Raw genomic sequence first — 20,417 nt, 5'->3', positions numbered from 1 at the left:
CAAGAAAACACCCCCTTTGTCACTTAGGACCGGGGGTGCCTCCAACCAGCTAACTTGAGACAAACTTCAATTCAACTCTGAATCCATCTGCCGAGCTGTCTGGCGCATGTTTATTACTAGCTCATAGCAGCATGGCTGCGGTCATAGGATGCTTCAAAGCTGGGATGGGCTTCGCCGCGAATGTGGTTCCAGAAGCGAGTTGCTTCGGTAGCGGGCAGGCCAACCTTGGCATCCAAACGGCTCAACATTGACTGCTGACGCCGCTTGACGTTCTTGTGATGATTCAGCATCAACCAGCGAGCCTGTTCTTTCACAGACGGCACAGCCGGAGTTGCTGGAGCTGCTTCAGTCGAAGCATCTGCATTAGTTGTGGAATCAGTGGAGTTGGTGGTGTAAGCAGCACCGCGATACAGCAAATCTAGCGTGGGCTGTTGTACTGGCTCTTTCTTGATCGTCCGGAACCGGATATCAACGCCCCGGTATTTGCCCACTTGAGTTGGATCGCCGTACTCAACTTGAGGAGGATTGTAGTCGTAAGTTACTCCGCGATATGTCAGTTTCATGGTCTTCGCCTCTTCTTGAAATGCAGTGAATTTGAGGCGCGTTCCTTCGGGATGACTCCCTACTTCCGTCTTCTAGCTGCTGTTTTTGATCGAGTTAACTCAATCAGTAAAACGTGCCTAGAAGATGAACGATTTACTTTTCTTTTCTGTATCTATTGTTACCGTTTTTCGGATTCTTGTCAAGTCTGGCGAGCATTTTAGTCATCAAATCCTGACATAGCTGCCTCCTGCTCCTCTAGCGCCTGAATTGCCAGCAGTAGTTCTTCCTCTTGCCGTTCAAACTCAGCTTCCGAAATCTCGCCCATATCAACCGCCAACTGGAGGGTCAGAAGCTGTTTGCCCAGGTTTTCTTTCACATTCAGCTCCGCGCCAGCCTGATCCAGCACCTTTTCAGCGATCCAAGTCAGGCCAGTTACGGGTGCCGTCAACGGTGCCATCAGCAAATCGAGAAACATGGTTATTCCTTTCCTAATTCAACTGCGCAAAATTAAAGGGAGCCGTGAAATTGTTGTAGCGGATGCGGAGACGGCCCTCAAATTGCTGATCCAGCGCTTCCACCTGTTGACCAAATTGGGCTTCAGCTTCCCACTCAATTAAATAGGCCGCGTTGTAAATCATGGATTCGGTCAAAGCTTCGTTTTCGACTACTTCAACGGCCAAGGAGTTCAATTCTGATTGAAAGGTGGCAATGACCTGCTGCTTCCGCTCCTGCATCGCTTGTTCAATCGCCTGTCCAATTTGCACAACCTGATCCATACCCAGAGGTTTTCCGACAAGCTGATCGCGTTTTGCTCGCAGGTCAGCATCCGAGGCCATTAAAGCAGCCAACTCCTGTTCCGCGTCCCAAAACACCTTGACTCCTACCTCGCGGCGGCCTTCGAGCTTGACAAACAGGTGCTTCAATTTCTCACCTTGCGGTAAAATCAACTGCTGTTCCACCGTGGCCCAATCGTTGATCGTCATACCAAACTGTAACGGCAGCAGCGCTCGATAGCCTTGTTCCATTGCCTGCTCCAGCACTCGCTCATGTCCCAACAAATTGCGCCGACTCGCCAAGTAGCGGTCCTGTTGGGCATGGGAGTAGAGAAAGGTAAATCCGTGCATTTCGTGGGTCTGTACAGGCTGGTGATCCAAACCTTCCGCAGCCAACTGCACCGACGATGCAGGGAGAATGCCGTAGAGATAGAGACTGGACATGGGTGTGTGGGTGTGTGGGTATGTGGGTGGGTGGGTGGGCTTCGCCGTGAGTGCACTGCCCCTATGGGGTTAGAAAAATCAGCTCAAAGCACGGGCTGGGAGGTGAGCACAAGCTGTAATTTGGCGTGGATCAGATTGAGCTGAGCTAGGCCCAGATCCACATCGCCCTGGAGTACAACACCGGTATGCAGTAAGCGGTCGAGCAGTTCCAGTAAGGAAGGACTAGTGGAGGTTTCACCCGGATAGTAGCTGCCGGGCTTTGGTAGTAAGGTGCCGATTTCGCCCAAATCCAGATTTAGATCGGCGGGGTCAATCTCGAACAGTTGGCAGAGCTGGCGAATTTGTTCTTCTAGTTTGCGGAGGCTGTCTGCTGCCCGGTCGAGATCGACCTCACTCAGTTGACCGGCCTCCATGCGACGAATTACCTGAGCTTCCATTAATTGACGGATTAGCTGCATCACAGTCAGCAGGAGTGGAGCCAAGCCAGCCGTTGAGTGGTTCGACGGGTTAGGGGCTTCTGTCGTAAATTGCAGCGGATCAGCCGGGGTAATTTGCAGGGCGGGGGACATGGGTTTAGCCTCTAGGTTCAGACTCTAGCGGACGCTTGCAGTGCTTTTAGTTCGGTCTCCAGGTGGCTAATCTGGGCTTGCATTTGCTGGTTGGCTTCTAGGAGCTGTCGGTTGGCTTCTAGGAGTTGGCTGGCTTTGCTGCTCAGGTAGGGGTCGTTTTCCCACCAGTTGATGCCCATCTCCTTGGCTTTATCCACCGAGGAAACGAGCAATCGGATCCGGATACTCAGCAGTTCAGTGGAGCCGACCGAAATCGAAATGTCGCCAGCAATCACAATGCCTTTGTCGAGAACCCGTTCTAAAACATCGGCAAGAGAAGAACCGGAGGTAGCGGTGGCAATGCGTTGATTGGGGGAAGTTGGCATTGTAATGGTCATTGGTCTAGTTCTGCTTGCAAAACGGTAATGGGGGTATCAATGGGTTCAGCTACTGCGGTTTGAACGGTGGTTTGAACGGCCAATTCAGCCCAAAACGGCTCTGTCTCTGATACATCTGAACCGTTGGTTGAGCCAGCAGGCACAGCATCGACAGCATCGGCAAGGATAGAAGGTGAATTGGTTGAGGATTGCGGATCCGGGTTGGATTGGTCTGTCGCTTGGGTTTCTGGCTCAGCTTGTTCTTCGATCAGCCATCGACTGAGGATGTCTGCTCCTTCAGTTAGATTCAGACTCGCTGTGGAGCTTGGGGTTGGTTCAGCAGCTGGAATCACGCGAGACAGAGGAGCAAAATTCTGGGCTTCTTGCTGCATCGCGTGAGCCGTGATCAGATCGTTGAACAGATCCCACAGCGACTGGGTGGCCTCTGCTAGGGACAGATTAGAACGAGACAGCAGCACATCCTGACACATATCTCGGAACTCTGGATTCTCCGGCATCGCTAAGATTTCATGCTCGTGACAAACCTTAGCTAAAATCAGGCAAGACCGCAAACCAGATGATTTTTCAGCCTGAGTGCGAGTACGAAAGCCTTTCACTACCTGCACCACCGTGGCCGCACTTTCGCGATCGATGCCGGTTTTTTGCATGACAATTTCCTGCTGCGTTAGCTCGTCCGGCTCCGGAATATTGATGGTAATTAGCCGATCCAGCAGCGCATCCTGGGTGGCATGGACCCCGCAGTATTCCTCTGGATTGGACGTGAGAATGGCGCGAAAATCAGGATTCACCCGGACATACTCGTTACGACCACCATTAGGAGGTAAAACCAGTAACTTCTCTTCTAGGGCGGATAGCAATACATTATTGACTTCCGGCCGAGACCGGTTGAACTCGTCGTAAATCAATGTAAATCCTTCCCGGCACGCCAACGTCAAACGAGAATCAACCCAGTTGTGTCGTAATTCATCTTCGACCTTGACCACACTATGGATAAAGTTATCCACCATGCGTTTGCGAGTATATCCCTTTTGATTGCCAATCAGATCAGATGTTTTAAAGTCATCATCGCCGTACAGCAACATCATGGGACGGGCCAGCAAATCGGCCAGATGGAGCGCCAGAGTTGTCTTTCCTGTGCCTGCCGGTCCGCGTAAATGCACCGAAAATCCTGATTGTAAGTAGCGAAACGCCCTGGCTACCAAGCGTTCAATAGCCGGTGTACTGACAAATCGCCGGGGGCTAGCTCGTAGAACAGTAGTCACAGCTTCACGTCCTCTTGAATCATATACATCCGATCGCGCTGAGTCACCAATCCTTTGCGAATCAAGCTACGCAACGCTTCCACCGTTTGAAATCGGTTGATGCCAAGCGCCGTTTCAATCCCAGTCAGGCTAGCTCCACCCGATTCACTCAAGTAGATGTAAATCAGCTCTTCGACCGAGACGGATTGCTGAAGCAGTTCTGATGCAGAGCCTGATGCAGAGCCTAATGCAGAGCCTGATGCAGAGCCTGATGCAGAATCTGGCGCAGGGATGGATGGCGATGTTGCAGCTTGGATTGTCTCAGCAGGTTGCATCACCCGAACCGTGGGAGAGGCTCCTTGATCGAATTCAATATCTTGAGTTGGAGGAGCATCCGTTTCCAGATTAGTTAGAGCATTTAAGATGGCCACCGCATCAACAGCAGCTACTGTGCTAACGGCTGTATCAACGGCTGAAGTGACCGTCTGTGCTAAACCCTGTGCTAAATCCTGTGCTAAAACCGTTGGAGTCGAGGCAGACACCGAAGGCACGGCAGCAACCGCCGCTGCATCTCCCCAGACTAAGCGACGTAACTCAGCACAATAAGTCCGCAGTTCAGCCCGAAACTCTGAGAGTTCTTGAAACAGGTCGGCCACCTCGGCCCGACGACGCTCTCCGTCTACTCGCAGCATTTGCCGCAACTGACAAGCTTGCGCTTGTCGCACTGTACCAAAGTCGGCTAACTGAGTCTGAACTTCTGTTCGCAAGTGCTCCACATAGTCTGCTAACTGTTGCATCAACTCTAGCTGAGACTGTAATCGTCGCTGCTGATGCTGCTGCAACTGAACCTGTACTTCTGTTTGCAGCTGATGAATTTGGGTTTGCAGGGTATGGCGTAGAGTCGTTACAGACTCGCTGAGCTGTAACCTAAAATTGCCCAGATCCTGTCGCAACTGCTGAGCCATCAAAACCCGATCGGCAGCACAAACCGAGAGAAAATTCTGAGTTTGCGCATGCAACTGTTGCTGGCCTGCTTGTAGGTCTTGCCGCATCTGGCCTGCCTGCTGCTGACGTGAGTGTCGCAGTTCAATGAGGGTTTGTTGTACCTGCTGCTGACGCTGCACTACTTCCTGCTGCCGTTGCTGTCGCTGCTGTTGCCAAGTCTCTTTAAAAGAAACCACAGGAATTCTCCTTAGGAATAGGATGCTGAGAAATAGAATGCTGGGAAAAGCGCTGAGACCTGATGGCAGTCTGCTCAGGAACCCAGCGCTCAAGAACACTAGGCAGCAGGAACAGCCGCCTGAGCCGTTAAGCCCACCGCTTCGGCGTACTTCAGGTAGGTTTCTACCGAAGCAATTACGACCCGCGCTTCTACAGACAGCAGCTCAATCCCAACCAGCGAAACCCGCACCCAAGCATCAACCACGATGCCCTTATCAAGGATGCGATCAACCACTTCAGCCAAGCTAGAGGACGAGTTAACTTTTTCAACAGCCATGCTAAATCACCTTAAGTTACGTTGAGAGGGGACAAAAGTTGCCAAATCTAGTGAATTACATCGGCATCATTAGGTTAAGCATTGCTAGTAGCGTAGATACTTTCAGATCTGTCTAAGACAGCGTAAATGCTGAAATCTGATTGCATCAGAGGAAGCACCTACGGGAAACTACGTAATACTCTAAAAAAACTTAACGGTCGATGCATGGGTATCCCTTTAACAGGAATACGACAAGCCGTAAATCCATCAGGTCTTGGCAACGTTTCACTCAGTAGAGCCGTATCAATTTTTCCCGGCTTTTACACTTTCCTAACAATTCCAACCAAATTGAGCGATCGCTATTTGTGAAGCAGGCAGATCGGCGCTTCTAAAGGCTACTGGCACGTGCCGCATTTATCCTCTTTTAGGAATACCTGTAGGGCTAGAAAACGATGAACTAGCGTGTGATTTAAGTAGCCTTCAGCACCTTTCAAGCAATTTCTTAGATTTTGGCAACAAGCTATTAAAATGCAAAAAATCAAATTGAAATTGAAGAAATTGCTATTGAAAAAACAGCAAAATTGCAACAGATGATTGGTTTTTATGGCAATAACTGGTAATTTTATAGCCATAACCCTTGCAATCAGTAATGATCAGTCGTTCAATCTATTTGCTACTGCTTAAAGTTCCTGAATTTAGCATAGCTAATCCAATGTTTGTCTTGGTTCATATTTCATCCTGCTCAAATTTTGCTAACCCTGAGGCACATGATTATGACCAAGCCAACTAGCAGCCAGCCAATTGTGTCTGGAACTGGAGCTATCAATACCCGCAAGAGCTTATCAGAAATTCTATTTTTTATTAGAGGTTTGGCAATATTTTCTGTTGTCGTTGGTCATGTGATTGGAGATAGAACGGCAGGAATTCGCCAACTCTACTTACCCGATCTTTGGCAGCTTCGAGATCTGCATGACTTCATTTACTCATTTCACATCCCCATCTTCTTCATCCTCTCTGGTGCTGCTTTTATCTTGTTTAGTAGCAGCACCAGCAGTTTTTTCAGCTTTGCCAAGAATCGCGCTAATCGTTTGCTCATCCCTTTGTTGTGCTGGGCACCTCTGCACTCTCTGCTCTGGTACTTTGAGGCGGGCCGCCCGTTGTCTTGGCGAGAAAGCTTCACTGCAATTTTTTCTCCTAACTTGATTTTTTGGCTCTGGCAGTTGTTTCTTGTCTCAATTGTTTCCTACCTAGCTCTGAGAATACTGCCAACTTCCATCTACTTTGCCTTATCTATTCTGCTGTTTGGACTTTCATTTTGGCTCAAGGATAGCCTAGCAGACTTTTTCTATTTCAACTGGTTTTACGTTAGTGGGATTTTGATTGGCTGGCGAATCAACCATCGAACAACGCTGCCACTCGTGCGATTCTCTCCTCTCTGGCTCTTAGCGGCAGCCGGGTTGATCTTTGTTGGCATGGTGGCTATTTATTTTTATACTCCCGTTGCCTATCCTAATATCACCAGAGCCATTAACGGCGCAATTGGATTTCTGGGCATGTATTGTATTGCCATTGCCAGTTATCTGATTACAGCTCATCGTTCACAAAATCGCTTGTATTATCTTCTGGTGAGCATCAGACGCTTTATTCTACATTTGGGCAAACTGAGCATGACTATTTATGTTATGCATAGGTTCTTCAGTACTGCTGCCAGAGCGGTGTTAATGGGATGGAACATAACAGAACCATCCATACAGCTTGCGTTCGGCATTTTGATAGCAACACTTGGTCCACTCGCAGTTGATGCTTTACTGCGTCCTCGATCTAGGCTGTACCTGTATACAATTGGCGAAGCAAGCAATTGAGAAATTTATGCCCCTGTTGTCTTATCTAAACCAGCGTGCTCAAGACTGGCTAATTAACATCGAGCCAGCCACATTGCTAGCGCTGATAACCCAACGTTTAGAGCAAATCAACCAGCACCCCACAGCCCAATACCCGACCATTCTTTTAGCTGAGGCTGACCCCATCCAATTCTTAGCCGGATTTATCGCTGCCTGCTCCACCGACTGTCCTGTGTTTCTCGGCAATCCCAACTGGGCTGAAGCCGAATGGCAGCAGGTATTCGGCTTAGTGCACCCCGATCTGATTTTTGGAAACGGAATTTCCCTCTCCCCCACCTTCCCCAACTTTCCTCGTTCGGCGAGGCTCACGAGCCGCATCTTCCCTCCTCCTACCCCTGGCTGGATTATGATCCCCACCGGCGGTTCCTCAGGCAACATTCGCTTTGTCATTCACACCCTAGAAACACTGGCTGCAGCAACACAGGGATTTCAGGTTTTTTTTGAGGTGGAGCAAATTCATGCGTTTTGCGTTTTGCCGCTCTATCATGTCAGTGGGTTAATGCAGATTTTACGTTCCTTGCTAACGGGTGGACGGTTGGCAATTTTGCCGTTCAAGCAATTAGAACATTCATTGACTCAGTCTGCTATTGATTCATCCATCCTACTTCAATCGATTTCCGGCCTGACTCAACCGTTTGATTCCGAACCGTTTTTCCTATCGCTAGTCCCGACCCAGTTGCAGCGCTTGCTTCAGAATCCGGTGGCCGTAGACTGGTTGCAGCAGTTTCCCACTATCTTTGTAGGAGGGGCACCGGCATGGCCAGAGTTACTGACTATCGCACGGCAGCAGCAGCTTCCTCTTGCTCCAACCTATGGCATGACGGAAACAGCAGCTCAGATCGCCACTCTGAAACCACATCAATTCCTGCAAGGAGCAACTGGCTGTGGTCAAATTCTGCCCCATGCGCGGGTTGAGATTAAAGACGCCGCATCAGTTGCTGACGTAGGACTGATTACAATTCAAGCCAAGTCCTTAATGCTGGGTTACTTCCCGGACGCCACTCGGCCCGAACAATTCTGGACCGACGACTTGGGCTACTTAGACACGCAGGGAATTTTGCATGTTGTAGGGCGAAACAGCCAAAAAATTATTACAGGCGGAGAGAATGTTTTTGCAACTGAGGTAGAAGCCGCCATTCGAGCGACGGGTCTGGTGAACGATGTGTGCGTAGTTGGCATGCCCGATCAGACGTGGGGAGAGGTTGTAACAGCAGTGTATGTTCCTAGTTCAGCAGCCATATCGCAGTTTGAGCTGAAAGCTGCTCTAGCCCCCCGACTCAGTTCATTCAAACATCCGAAACAGTGGATTGCAGTTGATACATTGTCGCGCAATGCTCAAGGAAAAATTAATCCTGAATATCTCAAGCAAATTCTCGAATCATATCAAACTCCATATCCTCATCAATCTCCGAATCAATAGCATGGGTAACTAGCGGTTCATGTCGTACCGGAAACGCGACCGAGTTGGCAATAAAGCAAATCTCATGGGCTTCTTGATGAAGGGTTCGCGCTTTTTCTAGATCATCTCCGGGTTCAATCGTGACACGAGGATGCAGCATCACTTCGGTAAAGCGGACTTTTCCTTGCTCCGACGCCATCTGTCCCATCACTTCGTCCACATAGGAAACCACCCGAATGCCAGCCCGGGCACATAGTGCCAGATAGCTCAGCATATGGCAAGCCGATAGGGAAGAAACCAGCAAATCTTCTGGATTGTGCAGAGCTGAGTTACCGCGAAAGGCTGCATCAGCAGAGCCAACAATACAAAGCTTGCCATCAATTGCGACAATGTACTCACGCGAGTAGGACTCATAGGACGTCGTAGCTCCTTTGCTAGCACCAGTCCAAATCGTTGTTGCTCGATAGATATGTTCTCCGGTCATTCTGGATTGCCTCTAATCATCCAAAACAGCAAATTGACGTTTAAGTATATGATTTCTGGAGAAAAGAAAAACAATTTTCTGCAAAGTTTATAAATAGTTATCGTCCAGCGTTATTGCCCAGTATTATCGCCCAGTATTATCGCCCGAGATACTGCTCTAAAAATTTATACGCTCACCAAGAAATTTGATGACGTGCTCTCCTCAAGTCCATCCAAAATTAAAATTCCGACTAATAGCCTGCCCTCCACATCACACCAATGTCTGTTGGTGAAGCGCCAATTTCCACGTTCCATCACTCAAGACATAGGTGCTGGTAATCAGTGCCCCATAGGGGTTGCTCCCTTCGCGCTGGGCGGTCACTTGGTATACGAGCACTCCAACAGTTTCCGACAATGAAATGACTTGTGGTGCTTCGATTTGAAATGATTTCCAGGGTTGAGCTGCAAGAGATTGCAGGATATTCTCTTTTCCGTCTAAACGAATCCCGCCAGGAAAGAGCATCACCGCATCATCCCGCAAGACAGAACTGTAGAATTGCTTGCTCGCTTCGCCACCAGTGGATAGGGCGTGCCAGCCCTGTGTTTCCAGGTCAATCAGGGTTTGCATCGTAAGTCAGCGAATCAATTAAGCTCGATGGATCGCGCCAAGCTTTGACAAACATGCCCCCAACCACTAAGGTGACAATGACCACTGCACCAATGCCCAAGGGGCTAGGCAACCAAAACACCACCGCTATGTGATTGACCGTGCCCGGTTGCAGCGACCACATCAACTGTTTGCCCTGCTGACGCGCCGCCAGAGAGTCCGGCAGAGTCTGCGCACCCCAGGGAGTGTTCAGGCTAAAATTGAGCGCCAGCAGATTTTCAGGGTTAACCAACAAAGCTGCAGCATTATCAGCGTCGGGAAGCACCACCAGCGAGCGTAAATCCAGGTCATACTCCAAGCGATGGCGCTGCCACAGGATCAAATTGTTGGTGCGGATTTGCAAATGCGATGTAGGCGATGATGGAGAATCCGTCAGGGAAGAACGCGGATTGGCTTCAGTTGAGGTGACAGCTTGAAAAAACCGATCAAACTTTGCGATTAGATCTTTAGCGTTGTGGAACGGAATCGTAATCACCAGATCCTGTTCAGTCGAGCGTTTTGCCGTCCCGCCTAGCTGCCGCGCCTGTTCAGTGAGCCGGTCGAGCCAGAGGTTGGCCGTTGCCCGACTCACCCCCGTGAGCTGCTGGCTAAGATGCACCTGTTGCACCAAGCTACCGTGATTGGCATCAGCAAAGCTAAGGCCGACGTCATAGCGCACACAGCCCGAAAGAAACAGAAACGCCACCAGAATAAGCCAGAGCAATCGCAGTTTTACCAGCCAGTAAATCACGATGCGCGGTAAACTAGGGCGAGTCGCTGTTCGTTTCGCAGCTGACCGATGTAAACGCGCGGTACCCATAAGATCAATTCGTAGTTTGTAGTTCGTAATACATCACTCAAAACTCAAAACTCAAAACTCAAAACTTTACGCTCTACCCCTGCCGCGATGCCACCCCAAGCTGTTCAAACAACAAACTCGGTAGATAGGCACGGCCACCGACCCATTCGGGCGTATCACCCAGATCGACTAGATGCTGAAAGGCTTCAAAAATGCTGCCTGCCACCATTGTGTTTTTGACGCGCCCAACAATTTCGCCGTTTTCCACCTTATAGCCCAGATCTAGATTGACGGAAAACTCGCCCGCCAGCTGGTTCGACTGTCCGGCTCCCAGCACCTGATCCACAATCAGTCCTTCTTTGATGCCAGAAATCATTGCTGCGGTCGCAGTACTGCCAGGAGCCATACACAGATTCACCGTTCCCGGACTGGGGCGGGATAACCCACCGCGAAAGCCGTTGCCAGTTGAAGCTAGCCCTGCTCGTGCGGCCCAGCGCCGGTCCCAGTAGAAGCCCATTACCGTGCCATGCTCGATAAATGCCTTGCGGCTAGTCGGCGTACCCTCGTCATCAAAACTACAGGCGTTCACACCCAGATTGGGGTCTTCAAACAGCGTCAGGCGAGTATCAAACAAGGTTTCTCCGACTTTTTCAGCCAGCGGCGAGGCTTTTTGCACAACCGATTGCCCGGATAGCACCGACGAAAACAGCCAGCCCAGAGTGATGGCAGCAGCTCTAGGCGTAAACAACACTGGAAAGGAACCACTGCTGATTGTGGCACTTTGCTCGGCCCAGCGAAACTTTTGCAACACTCGATTGAGAATCTGGTCATAATCGGGCTGACGGTCTCGTGCCACATCCGAGCTGCCAGCCTGCAAGAAGTCTTCACCCCGCACCCAGTTACCCGACAGGCTTGTACTGGTCGTATGGCTCGTGCGCTCAGCATAGACATCCTGGCTGGTGGCAATTCTGACCGTTCTTGAGACCACATGAAATCCGACATCTACAAGAATCTCAGAGTTGTAGTCATGGATGCGGCGAATCAAGTGTTCACCAATTTCGACGAGTTCCTGTGGGTCGGAAGGTGCAACGTGGGGTTGCTGCGGTTCCGAGAAGTGCACCGAGCCATCCCAGCTATGAAAGTTGGAGGCAAAATCAAAATCGGCAGAGCTACCAATTTCTGCCGTTTGCACCGCGGCGTCGATCAAATCATTGAGGCGGGTCAGATCGGTAGAGCTGGCAAACCCTAATCTGCCATTGCGAATCACCCGCAGCGCTATCCCTTGAACAGCTTTGGTTTGCAATGACTTGAGCCGATTGTTTTCAAATTCAATCGGGGTGTCTTGGCTAGAGACAAAATAGACCTCAGCCGCGTCGGTGCTGGGGGCAGCAAGCTGTAAAATTTTTTCCAGGATGGCGTCACTCACGGTTAGCAGGCCATTAAGACAGGGCCGATGAAGTATACGAATTGATGGTAACGTACTCTATCCAATTCCAGAGTTCGATCGGTTCCAGTTAAGTCGGCTATTGACTGAGCCAAACCAATAAACCGGCCATCAGGGCAATTGCGGCCAGCGCTACCCAAACGAACCGATTATCTTTGGTATTGACCTGGCTCCAATCGATTGGTTCTGGTTGCGGCTTGGGCTTGGGTGGGCGAGGAGCAGCGGATTGGTATTTGCGACTAAGCGGGTTGCCCTGGGCGTCGTTCAGGCTGGTTAGGTCGGGGATTTGGGTCAACCATTCGGGACGGGTCTTGAGCTGGGGTGCTTTGAGGATATAGAGCAGACGGTTGCCCTGCTGGCGAGTTTTCAAATCGGGATGCTTACCGAGCTGTTCACACAAGGCAATTGCTTCGGATCCTCGTCCAGCTGCCTGATAGGCCGTTACTAACCAGGTTTGCATTTCGCCGCCCAACTGGCTGTTGGGATTGGCCAAACCGATTGCTTTCTCCAACAGCTCAACCGACTGCCGGTAATTGCCTCGTTCAAAGGCTTGCTTTCCTGCTTGGTACTGGGTTTTGGCTAGCTCTAGACTTTCGGTACTCACAATAGACAATGGTAGGAATGAAATGAGGACAAAACATTGGAGGAGTGGGTGAAACTGGGTTCCTTCGCTTAGTCGCTGTGATTAAGTCGCTGTGATTAAGTCGCCAGGATCCAATCGCTATGATCAAGAAAGGCAGCTCTACAGGTGATTCACCCTTTTCCAGCCCCCCTTTTCCAGATTGTAGCGGAGTCGTCTAGCCTGGGTCGGTCGCTGCAAGCTGAGTCCGATCTGCTCTTGGCCGCAGGCTGCCCGTATTGCTAAGAAGCGAAGAGAACGGTCTAAAAAAATACCTTTAGAGAAGCATGGAGAAAGATTTATGGTTCGTTTCAATTCCTGGCATTGGTTGATCCTGCCACTGGCTTCAATTCTGGTTTTGGGCGCTCAACCCATTCAAGCCCAAACGGTGATCTATCGCAGCCGCACGGTTTACAGTGAGGATTACAGCCCCAGCTATGGTATCTACCAGCCGCACTACCCTATCTACCGCCGTGTTTACCGTTCTCCCAGAACGGTGATTCGGGGCAATGTGGATGACTCTACCCTGATTCGACCCACGATCATCAACTCCACAATCGAAGATTCAACCCTGATAAATCCAGTTATCGTCTCGCCACAGCCCAGCTACCGGACTCAGCGGCCTCTACCCGCTCAGAGCAATCCGGCCTGTATGGCCTTCCGGGAACTGCGCATAGCCTGCCAATAGGCAGGAGTTCACGAGAGGTTAGTTCACTTCATGTAGCCAGACGCCACGATCATCGAACCAATACCGGCATCAGTGAAGATTTCCAGCAGCAGTGCATGGGGAATTCGACCGTCAATGATGTGAGCTGCCCTCACCCCCTGGGCCAGGGAGCGCACGCAGCAATTCACCTTGGGAATCATACCGCCCCCGACCACACCTGTCTCAATTAGTTGCCGCGCCTCCTGGATATCAACTTTGGCGATCAGGGTGCTGGGGTCCTTGTAGTCTTGCAAAATACCGGGCGTATCGGTCATCAGGATCAGCTTTTCTGCTCCCAGGGCTGCCGCCAGTTCTCCAGCCACCGTGTCTGCATTGATATTGTAAGCTTGGCCGGTTTCATCGGCTGCGACGCTGGAAACCACAGGAATATAGCCACTTTTAACCAGCGACTCCAGCAGCTTGACATCGGTGGTGGTGACTTCCCCAACAAAACCAATCCCCTCATCTCCTTGGGGCCGAGCCTTAATCAAGTTGCCGTCTTTGCCGCATAGTCCTACGGCCATACCACCCGCCTGGTTGATCAGTGACACAAGTTCCTTATTCACTCGCCCCACCAGCACCATTTCCACCACATCCATTGTGGCAGCATCAGTGACGCGCAATCCGTTTTTGAACTGGGGTTCAATGCCGAGCTTATCCAGCCAGGAGTTGATCTCAGGTCCACCCCCATGCACCACCACCGGACGCAGCCCGACACAAGACAAAAACACAACATCGCGAATCACCGTTTCTTTGAGGCGACCGTCTTTCATCGCTGCGCCGCCGTACTTGACGACAATCGTGCGTCCGGCAAACTGCTGAATATAGGGCAGCGCTTCACTCAGAACTCGAACTCGGGTCGCTTCGGCTTTTTGGATGTATTCGCTATCAGTCACCATATTCTCTTTCAACCAGATATTGACGCCAATCCGATGCAGATCAACACAACAGGCAGTCGATTAGTTTAACAGGAGTTGATCGCGGCAAAGGATGCAAGCGCTACAAAACAAACAATATGTTTCTATTTCTGCATCTTGTTCTGCCGCTTGCTCCTTACTTCGTTTCCGGCCTTAATACCAGCGGAATCGCCTCGATCATACGGGCTGCCACCTGCTCAGCAGAATCGCCCGCACCAACCGTGACTTCCACATCGGCTTGGGCATAGAAGGGACGGCGTTCTTGTAGTAAAAGCTGCAGCTTAGCGAGTGGATCGTCCGTTTGCAGCAGCGGGCGGGTTGTATCGTGTTTGATGCGTTGGTAGAGCACCTCGATTGGCACATTCAGCCACACCACCACCCCATGCTGCAAATAGCTCCAATTTTGCGGCTGCGAGACAATCCCACCGCCAGTAGCGATCACCGAGCGCGTATAGGCAGAGAGCTGGGCCAGTACTTGGGTTTCTAACTGGCGAAATTCTGCTTCACCCATGCTGGCAAAGATTTGGCTAATTGACTGGCCCGCCACCCGTTCAATCAGCGTATCGGTATCAAAAAAGCGGTAGCCGAGGGACCTGGCCAGTAATTGCCCGACTGTTGATTTACCAGCCCCCATCATGCCAATCAAATAAAGATTCGTTCCCCGTAAGCGAGTGCTGAGTGTACTCAATTCCTGAAAAGACCCAAAGCGTGCAGAGCTATTGTATAGCAGTCTTGAGGGGGTTGGAAAAGAGGCGTCAGGAGTCAGGAGAATCAGCATCCGGTGGCCAAATACGGCGGGGCGAGTGGGTGTCGTCCGGCGGGGGAGGACTAGTATTTCCGTTATTGCGATGAGTCCGAGGGGGCAGATTATCCGTTGAGGGACGGTTGTCCCAAGCATCGGGAGTCGGTTCGTCATCTGCTGCCAGCTCGGTTGGTTCTTCCGAAGGCAGATCTCGGCGGATCTGAATCCGCTCTAATCTCGGACCTTCCGCCAACTTCACGCGGATTTCCCAGTTTTCGTAGTGGAAAAACTCATCGATTTTGGGGATTTTTTGCATCTGGTAGATCACAAAGCCACCCAAGGTTTGGTATTCCTCTGACAGCGGCAGTTGCATCCCAATAATTTCGTTGACTTCTTCTAAGTCTGTTTGGGCCTGCACCAGATAGGTCTGCTCGTCTATCTGTTGAATAGCGGGTTCTTCGGGGCTTTCTGGCTCGCGGGTTTCGCCAATAATCTCAGCCACCACATCCTGAATTGTTACCAGTCCGGCGGTGCCGCCAAAATTATCGACCACGATCACCATCGTCTGTCCGCTTTGCCGCATTAGCTCTAGCAATTCATTCAGCGGCATTTCTTCCGAGACCGCCTCAGCCCGACGAATCCAGGGTTGAATCGACTGATCCAGCTTCAGGACTCCGGCAGACAGCGGCTCAGCTAAATCTTTGAACTCAATCAGTCCGACAATTTCATCCAGCGATTCTCCCATGACCGGATAGCGGGAATGGCCAGAATCAGCTACTTCTTGTAACAGATCTTGCAATGTAGCGTCTCTGCCAATAGCGACCACACTCGTCCGGGGCACCATGGCCTCGCCGGCGGTAACATCCGCAAAGGCAAATACGTTGCTCAGGAGTTCCCGTTCTTCAGCTTCTAAACCGGGTGATTCAGTCGATGTGGTGATAATCAACTGTAATTCTTCTGGCGTGACCCGGTGATACCAGCCCTGGCCAGCATATTCCACTCCCACGAGCTGCAACAACCAGCGCGTCGATTGGTTCAAGATCCAAATAAACGGATGAAACAGGCGAGCAATCGCCACACTAGGCGGACCGAGAAACCGAGCGAGCTGCTCCGGATAAAGCAGCGCCACCGACTTGGGACAGAGTTCTCCCAGGACAATTTGCAGATAGGCAATCAGAACAAACGCCGCTGGAATTGCTAGCGAATGAGCCATAACTTGCCGAGCCTGCTCAGGCAGCGGCAGCCGAATGAATAGGGCCGACAGTAGCACCGCCATTGTGCTTTCCCCAATCCAGCCCAACGCTAAACTCGACAGCGTGATGCCAAACTGGGTGGTAGACAGCAACCGATCCAACCCCCGCTGCAAATCCTGCACTGTTTTGGCCTGAATGTCACCAGCCGAGGCCAGCTGATTGATGCGGGAGCGCCGCACAGAAACAATCGAAAACTCAGCCGTGACAAAAAACGCATTGATCGCAATTAGCAGCAATACAGCCAGAATGCGCATCAAAACGTCCGAGGCAGCAAGCGGCGGCAGAGGCGAAACCACTTCACCAAGAACCGAAGAAACCATTAGCGTGGGGGTTTTCACTGGGTGCTAGTGGAGCGTGCCTCGTTTGCTGGAGCTGGAGCCTCGGAAGCGCCCCCTTCAATTCGAGCTTTGACATTCGCTAAAATGTCGTTCTCTTTCAAAAACGTTAGCCCTTCTCGCCGTATTGGTCGTCCTTGCGCATCAGAAAGGTTATTCACTGGACGAGCATCGGGTTGGGTGATGCCCTTGAGCGCACCTCGACCCAGCCGATAGCCAAACACGGCGCTGGTTAGTCCTGCCCCAAACATCAGCGATAACAAAATTAAGGTTAAAACAACAGTTGGATTCATTCTCATAGCTGCATATCTGTACTGCCACAGGATACAATGAGTGCCTAAGTATAGATCCTCTCTACCAGGGTTGGCCGAGCGGTTTAGGCAGCGAACTCATAATTCGCCTCAGGCAGGTTCGACCCCTGCACCCTGGACTTATCTTGGGCTTAACGGGCTTAATATTGATATCAGTCAATATCAATTAGTATCAACCAATATCAACTAATATTGACTTCCAGTGTACGCCACCAGTCAGCGAGATTACGATCAACTTTCAGCCGATTTGGATTTACCTCCAGTCGTCTAGGTCTTCCAATCAGGTCTTCAAGAATCTTAAACCTGCACCAGAGAAGAATGTTTAGACTAGAGGAGCAAGCACTGACCTGGCTTTTCGGCTTAGATTTTGCTCAGACAGTTCACTCAAGCTTCGGACTTTGCTAGAGTCTGCGGGAACGATAAGATGGAGTGCTAGTACTTTTATAGAAACGCAATCGGCTTTCTTGCAGCTAATCCTGCTCAGCTATTTCCCCGCCCATCTATCCGAGCACTCGTCGGAGCCTTTAATCCAGTTCTTCCAGGGGTCCGGATAGGTTTCCAGTAGTCGTAATGATTCTTGCCCGATGACTTCCGCAGCACACCAGAGCCACCTCCTGATAATTGAAGATGACAAGGGGCGACGAGAGTATACCCTAGACAGTCCCGTGTATTCAATTGGCCGAGATCCCAAATGCGACATCCGCTTGGTCTCTCAGTTTGTCTCTCGTCGTCATGCAACTTTGGTGCAGCTTCCTAACGAAGATGGCAGCTACTATTACCGAATTGTAGATGGCAACCTAAAGGGCAAACCCAGCGCTAACGGTCTGTTGATCAACGGACGCAAATTACAGGCTCACGATCTGCATGATCAGGACAAGATTGTCTTTGGTCCTCAGGTCCATGCGGTTTACTATCTGCTGCGACGCGATGCCATTACTACTGTGCCTCCAGATGAGTATGACATTACGCTGATTAGCCCAAATATGACTGGCGACCCAGAAGACGATACGGCTACCCAACCCAACTCCAGCCAGCGGCAAGCTTGAGTTCGCCTGGTTAGCTCAAGCAGCTATCGGCCTCTCTTATCGGCTCTGAGCTGACCTTTAATCAGCGCACTTGGGGCAACTTTAGAGCAATTCAGGTTGGACTTACAGCTTGCACTTACAGCTTGGATTTCAAGATCGGTAGGATGCCTAAGGCTGCTGCTATACTTACACTCCAAGAATGGGCACTCCAAGAATAGGCACTCCAAGAATGGGCACCTCAGTATGAGCCACTCCAGCTATCGGGCACTCTGGTACAGGCTATGCCAACACAGACCCGTGTAGACATACCAATAGGATATGGTTCCAGTCCCTCACACTCCTTCTACCGATGAATGCAGAAAATCACCAAACCCACAAATTGATTATTGAGGACTCAAAAGGGCAGGAAGAGTACACCCTGGAAGAGCCGATTTATTCAATCGGACGTGACCCAAGCTGTGATATTCGCCTGTCTTCCTTTTTTGTTTCGCGCCACCATGCTACTTTGGTTCGATCCACCGATGAGGCAGGCGGCTATTGCTATCGGATTGTGGATGGTAATCTGAAGGGCAAAGTCAGCGCCAACGGCTTACTAATCAATGGGCGCAGAGCTCAGTCACACGACCTCAAAAACCAGGACAAGATTATTTTTGGGCCACAGGTTCAGGCGATCTACTATCGGATGGAACGAGAGAAAATGACCACCGTACCTCCTGACGAATTTGACGAAGTGACGCTGATTAGCCCCAACTCGCTCACCGAAGAAGATACCGCCGATTCGATGGGCTAAATTGGCTCAAGCCCCTATTTTTCCTGATGGCAGCAGTGCGGCTCAGCAGTTTCCAAAGGCTTTAAGGGTGATGTCAAGGGCGGCACCGGATCGTACCCTCCCGGATGCAGGGGATGACAGCGCAAAATTCGCCGCAGAGCCAGCCAACTCCCCTTCACTACTCCAAACCGCTCAATCGCTTCAATGGCGTATTGGGAACAGGTTGGCTGAAAGCGGCAGGTCGGCAAAAATAGAGGCGAAATAAACAGGCGATAGCAGCGAATCAGGCCAATGAAAATCAGTTTCATAGCTCTACTGTAGCGTCTTAATTCAGCACCACGACACTACCCCTTCACCCCACTGCCCGCCTCAGTTGGCACAATGTAGCGCTGCATCAAAATAAAGAACAGCAAAATTGGTGCAATTGAAATCACCGAACCGGCGGCAATCAGACGCCAGTCGAGCGAGAAGGCTCCAGCCAGCTTAGCTACTCCCAGCGGCAGCGTATAGTACTCCGGGCGATCCAGAATAATCAAAGGCCAGAGAAAATCACTCCACGAGCCTATAAAAACAAAAATCGCTAGCGTTACCAGAGCCGGACGAATCGAAGGCAACATCACATGCCACCAGATTTCCAGATCCGAGCAACCATCCATGCGAGCCGCTTCTTCCAGTTCTTTAGGCACTCCCTGAAACGCTTGCCGCAGTAGAAAAATCCCAAACGCCGAGGCAATCGCTGGAAAAATCAACCCCAGGTAGGTATTGCGTAACCCCAACTGCACCGCCAGAATGTAGAGCGGAATCATCACAATCTGAAACGGAATCAGAATCGTAGCCACAATTAGGGTAAAAATGGCGCTTTTGCCCCGAAAGTCGAGTCGTGCTAACGGGTAGGCCGCCAGTGAACAAAACAGCAAATTCAACCCCACTGTCAGAAGGGCGACTAGCGTGCTGTTGAACAGATAGCGCCCAAACGGGTTGGTCTGCCAAACTTTGACAAAATTTTCCAGGGTCGGCTGAGCCGGAATGAACTGGGGCGGGAACTGAAAAATATCCTCCGTTGGAGCCTTAAAAGCAGTGCTCACCAACCACAGCAGCGGCAGCAGCATCACAAAGGCAATTGCGCTTAGGAGCAAGTAGGTACCTAACCGATTCAGGAAGGGTTTCAGGAAGGTTCCAGGTTTGAGGGAAAAATCTGGCATAGGTGAAGGGGGAGTCAGGAGCCACAGCTCGATGATACTTGCTTGATCGACCATTGCCGCTAATTCTTCAGACTCGTAGCGGCTCAAAGGCTTCTAATCCTGCTCGTTCTAGAGCCAAATCGTAGGCATCCTGTAGCGCTTCCTCCGTCAGGTAAGGACCAGCAGACTTAGGGCGTTGATTAATTCGCTGCATCTGCTTCACGGAATCGCGAATCGAAAGCTGCTATGAACGAGTGGTGCGATTTTCGGCCTTTTTTTAATCAAATAATCAATAATCTATGGTACTTGAGAAACTCAAATCGCTGATCTTAGCTGATCTTAATTGAGCGGTTCTTCTAGAGAACCTCAGTCCAAATCTTCTCATTCAAAAATCTTTACAGTTTTGTGAGATCATCAATCAGGAGAGCGCCGCGTTCTCTCAAAATCGCACTGAAGCAAGCGTCTGATTATCGCTGGATTGTTA

Annotated in this window: 25 protein-coding genes, 1 tRNA gene and 1 riboswitch; of the genes, 6 read left to right on the top strand and 20 right to left on the bottom strand. The window is 50.6% G+C overall.

Translation table 11 applies throughout. The features are described 5' to 3' along the window. Nucleotides 1-116: 116 nt before the first annotated feature. The 8 genes from HJG54_RS10750 to gvpA all read right to left on the bottom strand — a co-directional run bounded on the left by HJG54_RS10750 (nucleotide 117) and on the right by gvpA (nucleotide 5,445). Nucleotides 117-563 carry a DUF4278 domain-containing protein gene (locus tag HJG54_RS10750; protein ID WP_316434895.1) on the bottom strand — a complete coding sequence of 149 codons (447 nt, stop codon included), beginning with the start codon at nucleotides 561-563 and terminating at the stop codon, nucleotides 117-119. 35 nt (nucleotides 564-598) lie between these two features. Next, nucleotides 599-696, bottom strand: a riboswitch (Glutamine riboswitch). A gap of 64 nt (nucleotides 697-760) precedes the next feature. Beyond that, a complete protein-coding gene (locus HJG54_RS10745; protein WP_316434894.1) occupies nucleotides 761-1,018 on the bottom strand; it encodes a gas vesicle protein GvpG in 258 nt (85 codons plus the stop codon). Nucleotides 1,019-1,031: 13 nt separating this feature from the next. Continuing rightward, a complete protein-coding gene (locus tag HJG54_RS10740; RefSeq protein WP_316434893.1) occupies nucleotides 1,032-1,760 on the bottom strand; it encodes a GvpL/GvpF family gas vesicle protein in 729 nt (242 codons plus the stop codon). Between the two features lie 83 nt (nucleotides 1,761-1,843). Continuing rightward, nucleotides 1,844-2,329: a gas vesicle protein GvpJ gene (gene gvpJ / locus HJG54_RS10735; protein WP_316434891.1), complete on the bottom strand. Its 486-nt coding sequence runs from the start codon at nucleotides 2,327-2,329 to the stop codon at nucleotides 1,844-1,846. A gap of 17 nt (nucleotides 2,330-2,346) precedes the next feature. Continuing rightward, nucleotides 2,347-2,706 (bottom strand): gas vesicle protein, encoded by a 360-nt coding sequence (locus HJG54_RS10730; RefSeq protein WP_316434890.1) that lies wholly within the window; start codon nucleotides 2,704-2,706, stop codon nucleotides 2,347-2,349. Next, the gene (gvpN, locus tag HJG54_RS10725; RefSeq protein ID WP_316434889.1) at nucleotides 2,703-3,968 is read right to left on the bottom strand and encodes a gas vesicle protein GvpN; all 1,266 of its coding nucleotides are present in this window, start codon (nucleotides 3,966-3,968) and stop codon (nucleotides 2,703-2,705) included. Before gvpN ends, HJG54_RS10730 begins: the two co-directional genes overlap by 4 nt. Continuing rightward, on the bottom strand, nucleotides 3,965-5,128 hold the full coding sequence (locus tag HJG54_RS10720; RefSeq protein WP_316434888.1) for a hypothetical protein: 1,164 nt from the start codon (nucleotides 5,126-5,128) through the stop codon (nucleotides 3,965-3,967). Before HJG54_RS10720 ends, gvpN begins: the two co-directional genes overlap by 4 nt. Before the next feature lie 98 nt (nucleotides 5,129-5,226). Then, on the bottom strand, nucleotides 5,227-5,445 hold the full coding sequence (gvpA, locus tag HJG54_RS10715; RefSeq protein WP_036004549.1) for a gas vesicle structural protein GvpA: 219 nt from the start codon (nucleotides 5,443-5,445) through the stop codon (nucleotides 5,227-5,229). A gap of 752 nt (nucleotides 5,446-6,197) precedes the next feature. On the opposite strand from gvpA, the gene HJG54_RS10710 reads away from it, so the two are divergent. After that, on the top strand, nucleotides 6,198-7,286 hold the full coding sequence (locus tag HJG54_RS10710) for an acyltransferase (protein ID WP_316434886.1): 1,089 nt from the start codon (nucleotides 6,198-6,200) through the stop codon (nucleotides 7,284-7,286). Nucleotides 7,287-7,293: 7 nt separating this feature from the next. Then, on the top strand, nucleotides 7,294-8,745 hold the full coding sequence (locus tag HJG54_RS10705) for a 2-succinylbenzoate--CoA ligase (protein ID WP_316434884.1): 1,452 nt from the start codon (nucleotides 7,294-7,296) through the stop codon (nucleotides 8,743-8,745). Here HJG54_RS10705 and HJG54_RS10700 read toward each other — a convergent pair. The 5 genes from HJG54_RS10700 to HJG54_RS10680 form a co-directional block, all read right to left on the bottom strand. Beyond that, nucleotides 8,687-9,208, bottom strand: coding sequence for an OsmC family protein (locus HJG54_RS10700; RefSeq protein WP_316434882.1), 522 nt, complete (start codon nucleotides 9,206-9,208; stop codon nucleotides 8,687-8,689). The genes HJG54_RS10705 and HJG54_RS10700 overlap by 59 nt on opposite strands. Before the next feature lie 249 nt (nucleotides 9,209-9,457). Beyond that, complete coding sequence (locus tag HJG54_RS10695) at nucleotides 9,458-9,814, bottom strand: nuclear transport factor 2 family protein (RefSeq protein ID WP_316434881.1); 357 nt, start codon at nucleotides 9,812-9,814, stop codon at nucleotides 9,458-9,460. After that, a complete protein-coding gene (locus tag HJG54_RS10690; protein WP_316434880.1) occupies nucleotides 9,798-10,652 on the bottom strand; it encodes a DUF3153 domain-containing protein in 855 nt (284 codons plus the stop codon). The genes HJG54_RS10695 and HJG54_RS10690 overlap by 17 nt, the downstream gene beginning before the upstream one ends. 73 nt (nucleotides 10,653-10,725) lie before the next feature. After that, entirely contained in the window at nucleotides 10,726-12,057 is a 1,332-nt protein-coding gene (locus HJG54_RS10685) for a TldD/PmbA family protein (RefSeq protein ID WP_316434878.1), read from the bottom strand. Nucleotides 12,058-12,154: 97 nt separating this feature from the next. Next, nucleotides 12,155-12,679 carry a hypothetical protein gene (locus HJG54_RS10680; protein ID WP_316434876.1) on the bottom strand — a complete coding sequence of 175 codons (525 nt, stop codon included), beginning with the start codon at nucleotides 12,677-12,679 and terminating at the stop codon, nucleotides 12,155-12,157. 316 nt (nucleotides 12,680-12,995) lie between these two features. Here HJG54_RS10680 and HJG54_RS10675 point away from each other — a divergent pair, with 316 nt between their 5' ends. Further along, complete coding sequence (locus HJG54_RS10675; RefSeq protein WP_316434874.1) at nucleotides 12,996-13,382, top strand: hypothetical protein; 387 nt, start codon at nucleotides 12,996-12,998, stop codon at nucleotides 13,380-13,382. 23 nt (nucleotides 13,383-13,405) lie between these two features. Here HJG54_RS10675 and argB read toward each other — a convergent pair whose 3' ends face one another. The 4 genes from argB to HJG54_RS10655 all read right to left on the bottom strand — a co-directional run bounded on the left by argB (nucleotide 13,406) and on the right by HJG54_RS10655 (nucleotide 16,940). Further along, nucleotides 13,406-14,299: an acetylglutamate kinase gene (argB, locus tag HJG54_RS10670; RefSeq protein WP_036004531.1), complete on the bottom strand. Its 894-nt coding sequence runs from the start codon at nucleotides 14,297-14,299 to the stop codon at nucleotides 13,406-13,408. A gap of 154 nt (nucleotides 14,300-14,453) precedes the next feature. Beyond that, nucleotides 14,454-15,005, bottom strand: a complete 552-nt coding sequence (locus HJG54_RS10665; protein ID WP_036004528.1) for a shikimate kinase — start codon at nucleotides 15,003-15,005, stop codon at nucleotides 14,454-14,456. A 67-nt stretch (nucleotides 15,006-15,072) separates the two neighbouring features. Then, nucleotides 15,073-16,632: a hemolysin family protein gene (locus HJG54_RS10660; protein ID WP_316434873.1), complete on the bottom strand. Its 1,560-nt coding sequence runs from the start codon at nucleotides 16,630-16,632 to the stop codon at nucleotides 15,073-15,075. Nucleotides 16,633-16,646: 14 nt separating this feature from the next. Then, nucleotides 16,647-16,940 (bottom strand): hypothetical protein, encoded by a 294-nt coding sequence (locus HJG54_RS10655; protein WP_316434872.1) that lies wholly within the window; start codon nucleotides 16,938-16,940, stop codon nucleotides 16,647-16,649. A gap of 64 nt (nucleotides 16,941-17,004) precedes the next feature. Between HJG54_RS10655 and HJG54_RS10650 the strand changes: the two genes are divergently transcribed. The 3 genes from HJG54_RS10650 to HJG54_RS10640 all read left to right on the top strand — a co-directional run bounded on the left by HJG54_RS10650 (nucleotide 17,005) and on the right by HJG54_RS10640 (nucleotide 18,773). After that, nucleotides 17,005-17,077 (top strand) — tRNA-Ile (locus HJG54_RS10650). A 465-nt stretch (nucleotides 17,078-17,542) separates the two neighbouring features. Then, nucleotides 17,543-18,004, top strand: a complete 462-nt coding sequence (locus HJG54_RS10645) for an FHA domain-containing protein (RefSeq protein ID WP_036004525.1) — start codon at nucleotides 17,543-17,545, stop codon at nucleotides 18,002-18,004. Nucleotides 18,005-18,332: 328 nt separating this feature from the next. Next, entirely contained in the window at nucleotides 18,333-18,773 is a 441-nt protein-coding gene (locus HJG54_RS10640; protein WP_036004522.1) for an FHA domain-containing protein, read from the top strand. 14 nt (nucleotides 18,774-18,787) lie between these two features. On the opposite strand, the gene yidD is transcribed toward HJG54_RS10640, so the two are convergent. The 3 genes from yidD to HJG54_RS10625 are packed head-to-tail and all read right to left on the bottom strand — an operon-like array spanning nucleotide 18,788 to nucleotide 20,147. Continuing rightward, nucleotides 18,788-19,060 carry a membrane protein insertion efficiency factor YidD gene (gene yidD / locus HJG54_RS10635; protein ID WP_316434870.1) on the bottom strand — a complete coding sequence of 91 codons (273 nt, stop codon included), beginning with the start codon at nucleotides 19,058-19,060 and terminating at the stop codon, nucleotides 18,788-18,790. A 36-nt stretch (nucleotides 19,061-19,096) separates the two neighbouring features. After that, a complete protein-coding gene (locus HJG54_RS10630) occupies nucleotides 19,097-20,041 on the bottom strand; it encodes a carbohydrate ABC transporter permease (protein ID WP_316434869.1) in 945 nt (314 codons plus the stop codon). Beyond that, on the bottom strand, nucleotides 20,022-20,147 hold the full coding sequence (locus tag HJG54_RS10625) for a hypothetical protein (RefSeq protein ID WP_316434868.1): 126 nt from the start codon (nucleotides 20,145-20,147) through the stop codon (nucleotides 20,022-20,024). The genes HJG54_RS10630 and HJG54_RS10625 overlap by 20 nt, the downstream gene beginning before the upstream one ends. Between the last annotated feature and the right edge of the window lie 270 nt (nucleotides 20,148-20,417).

Origin of the sequence: Leptolyngbya sp. NK1-12, from assembly GCF_032598965.1 — a bacterium.
Lineage (GTDB): Bacteria > Cyanobacteriota > Cyanobacteriia > Elainellales > Elainellaceae > Elainella.
The sequence above is the reverse complement of the archived record's forward strand: the minus strand, read 5'-3'. Positions and strand labels throughout refer to the sequence as shown.

Bases quoted from the DNA above. Each gene is read 5' to 3' on its own strand.
- HJG54_RS10750 (WP_316434895.1), bottom strand. From the start codon at position 563: ATGAAACTGACATATCGCGGAGTAACTTACGACTACAATCCTCCTCAA.
- HJG54_RS10745 (WP_316434894.1), bottom strand. From the start codon at position 1,018: ATGTTTCTCGATTTGCTGATGGCACCGTTGACGGCACCCGTAACTGGC.
- HJG54_RS10740 (WP_316434893.1), bottom strand. From the start codon at position 1,760: ATGTCCAGTCTCTATCTCTACGGCATTCTCCCTGCATCGTCGGTGCAG.
- gvpJ (WP_316434891.1), bottom strand. From the start codon at position 2,329: ATGTCCCCCGCCCTGCAAATTACCCCGGCTGATCCGCTGCAATTTACG.
- HJG54_RS10730 (WP_316434890.1), bottom strand. From the start codon at position 2,706: ATGACCATTACAATGCCAACTTCCCCCAATCAACGCATTGCCACCGCT.
- gvpA (WP_036004549.1), bottom strand. From the start codon at position 5,445: ATGGCTGTTGAAAAAGTTAACTCGTCCTCTAGCTTGGCTGAAGTGGTT.
- HJG54_RS10710 (WP_316434886.1), top strand. From the start codon at position 6,198: ATGACCAAGCCAACTAGCAGCCAGCCAATTGTGTCTGGAACTGGAGCT.
- HJG54_RS10705 (WP_316434884.1), top strand. From the start codon at position 7,294: ATGCCCCTGTTGTCTTATCTAAACCAGCGTGCTCAAGACTGGCTAATT.
- HJG54_RS10700 (WP_316434882.1), bottom strand. From the start codon at position 9,208: ATGACCGGAGAACATATCTATCGAGCAACAACGATTTGGACTGGTGCT.
- HJG54_RS10695 (WP_316434881.1), bottom strand. From the start codon at position 9,814: ATGCAAACCCTGATTGACCTGGAAACACAGGGCTGGCACGCCCTATCC.
- HJG54_RS10690 (WP_316434880.1), bottom strand. From the start codon at position 10,652: ATGGGTACCGCGCGTTTACATCGGTCAGCTGCGAAACGAACAGCGACT.
- HJG54_RS10675 (WP_316434874.1), top strand. From the start codon at position 12,996: ATGGTTCGTTTCAATTCCTGGCATTGGTTGATCCTGCCACTGGCTTCA.
- argB (WP_036004531.1), bottom strand. From the start codon at position 14,299: ATGGTGACTGATAGCGAATACATCCAAAAAGCCGAAGCGACCCGAGTT.
- HJG54_RS10660 (WP_316434873.1), bottom strand. From the start codon at position 16,632: ATGGTTTCTTCGGTTCTTGGTGAAGTGGTTTCGCCTCTGCCGCCGCTT.
- HJG54_RS10655 (WP_316434872.1), bottom strand. From the start codon at position 16,940: ATGAATCCAACTGTTGTTTTAACCTTAATTTTGTTATCGCTGATGTTT.
- HJG54_RS10645 (WP_036004525.1), top strand. From the start codon at position 17,543: ATGACTTCCGCAGCACACCAGAGCCACCTCCTGATAATTGAAGATGAC.
- HJG54_RS10640 (WP_036004522.1), top strand. From the start codon at position 18,333: ATGAATGCAGAAAATCACCAAACCCACAAATTGATTATTGAGGACTCA.
- yidD (WP_316434870.1), bottom strand. From the start codon at position 19,060: ATGAAACTGATTTTCATTGGCCTGATTCGCTGCTATCGCCTGTTTATT.
- HJG54_RS10625 (WP_316434868.1), bottom strand. From the start codon at position 20,147: ATGCAGCGAATTAATCAACGCCCTAAGTCTGCTGGTCCTTACCTGACG.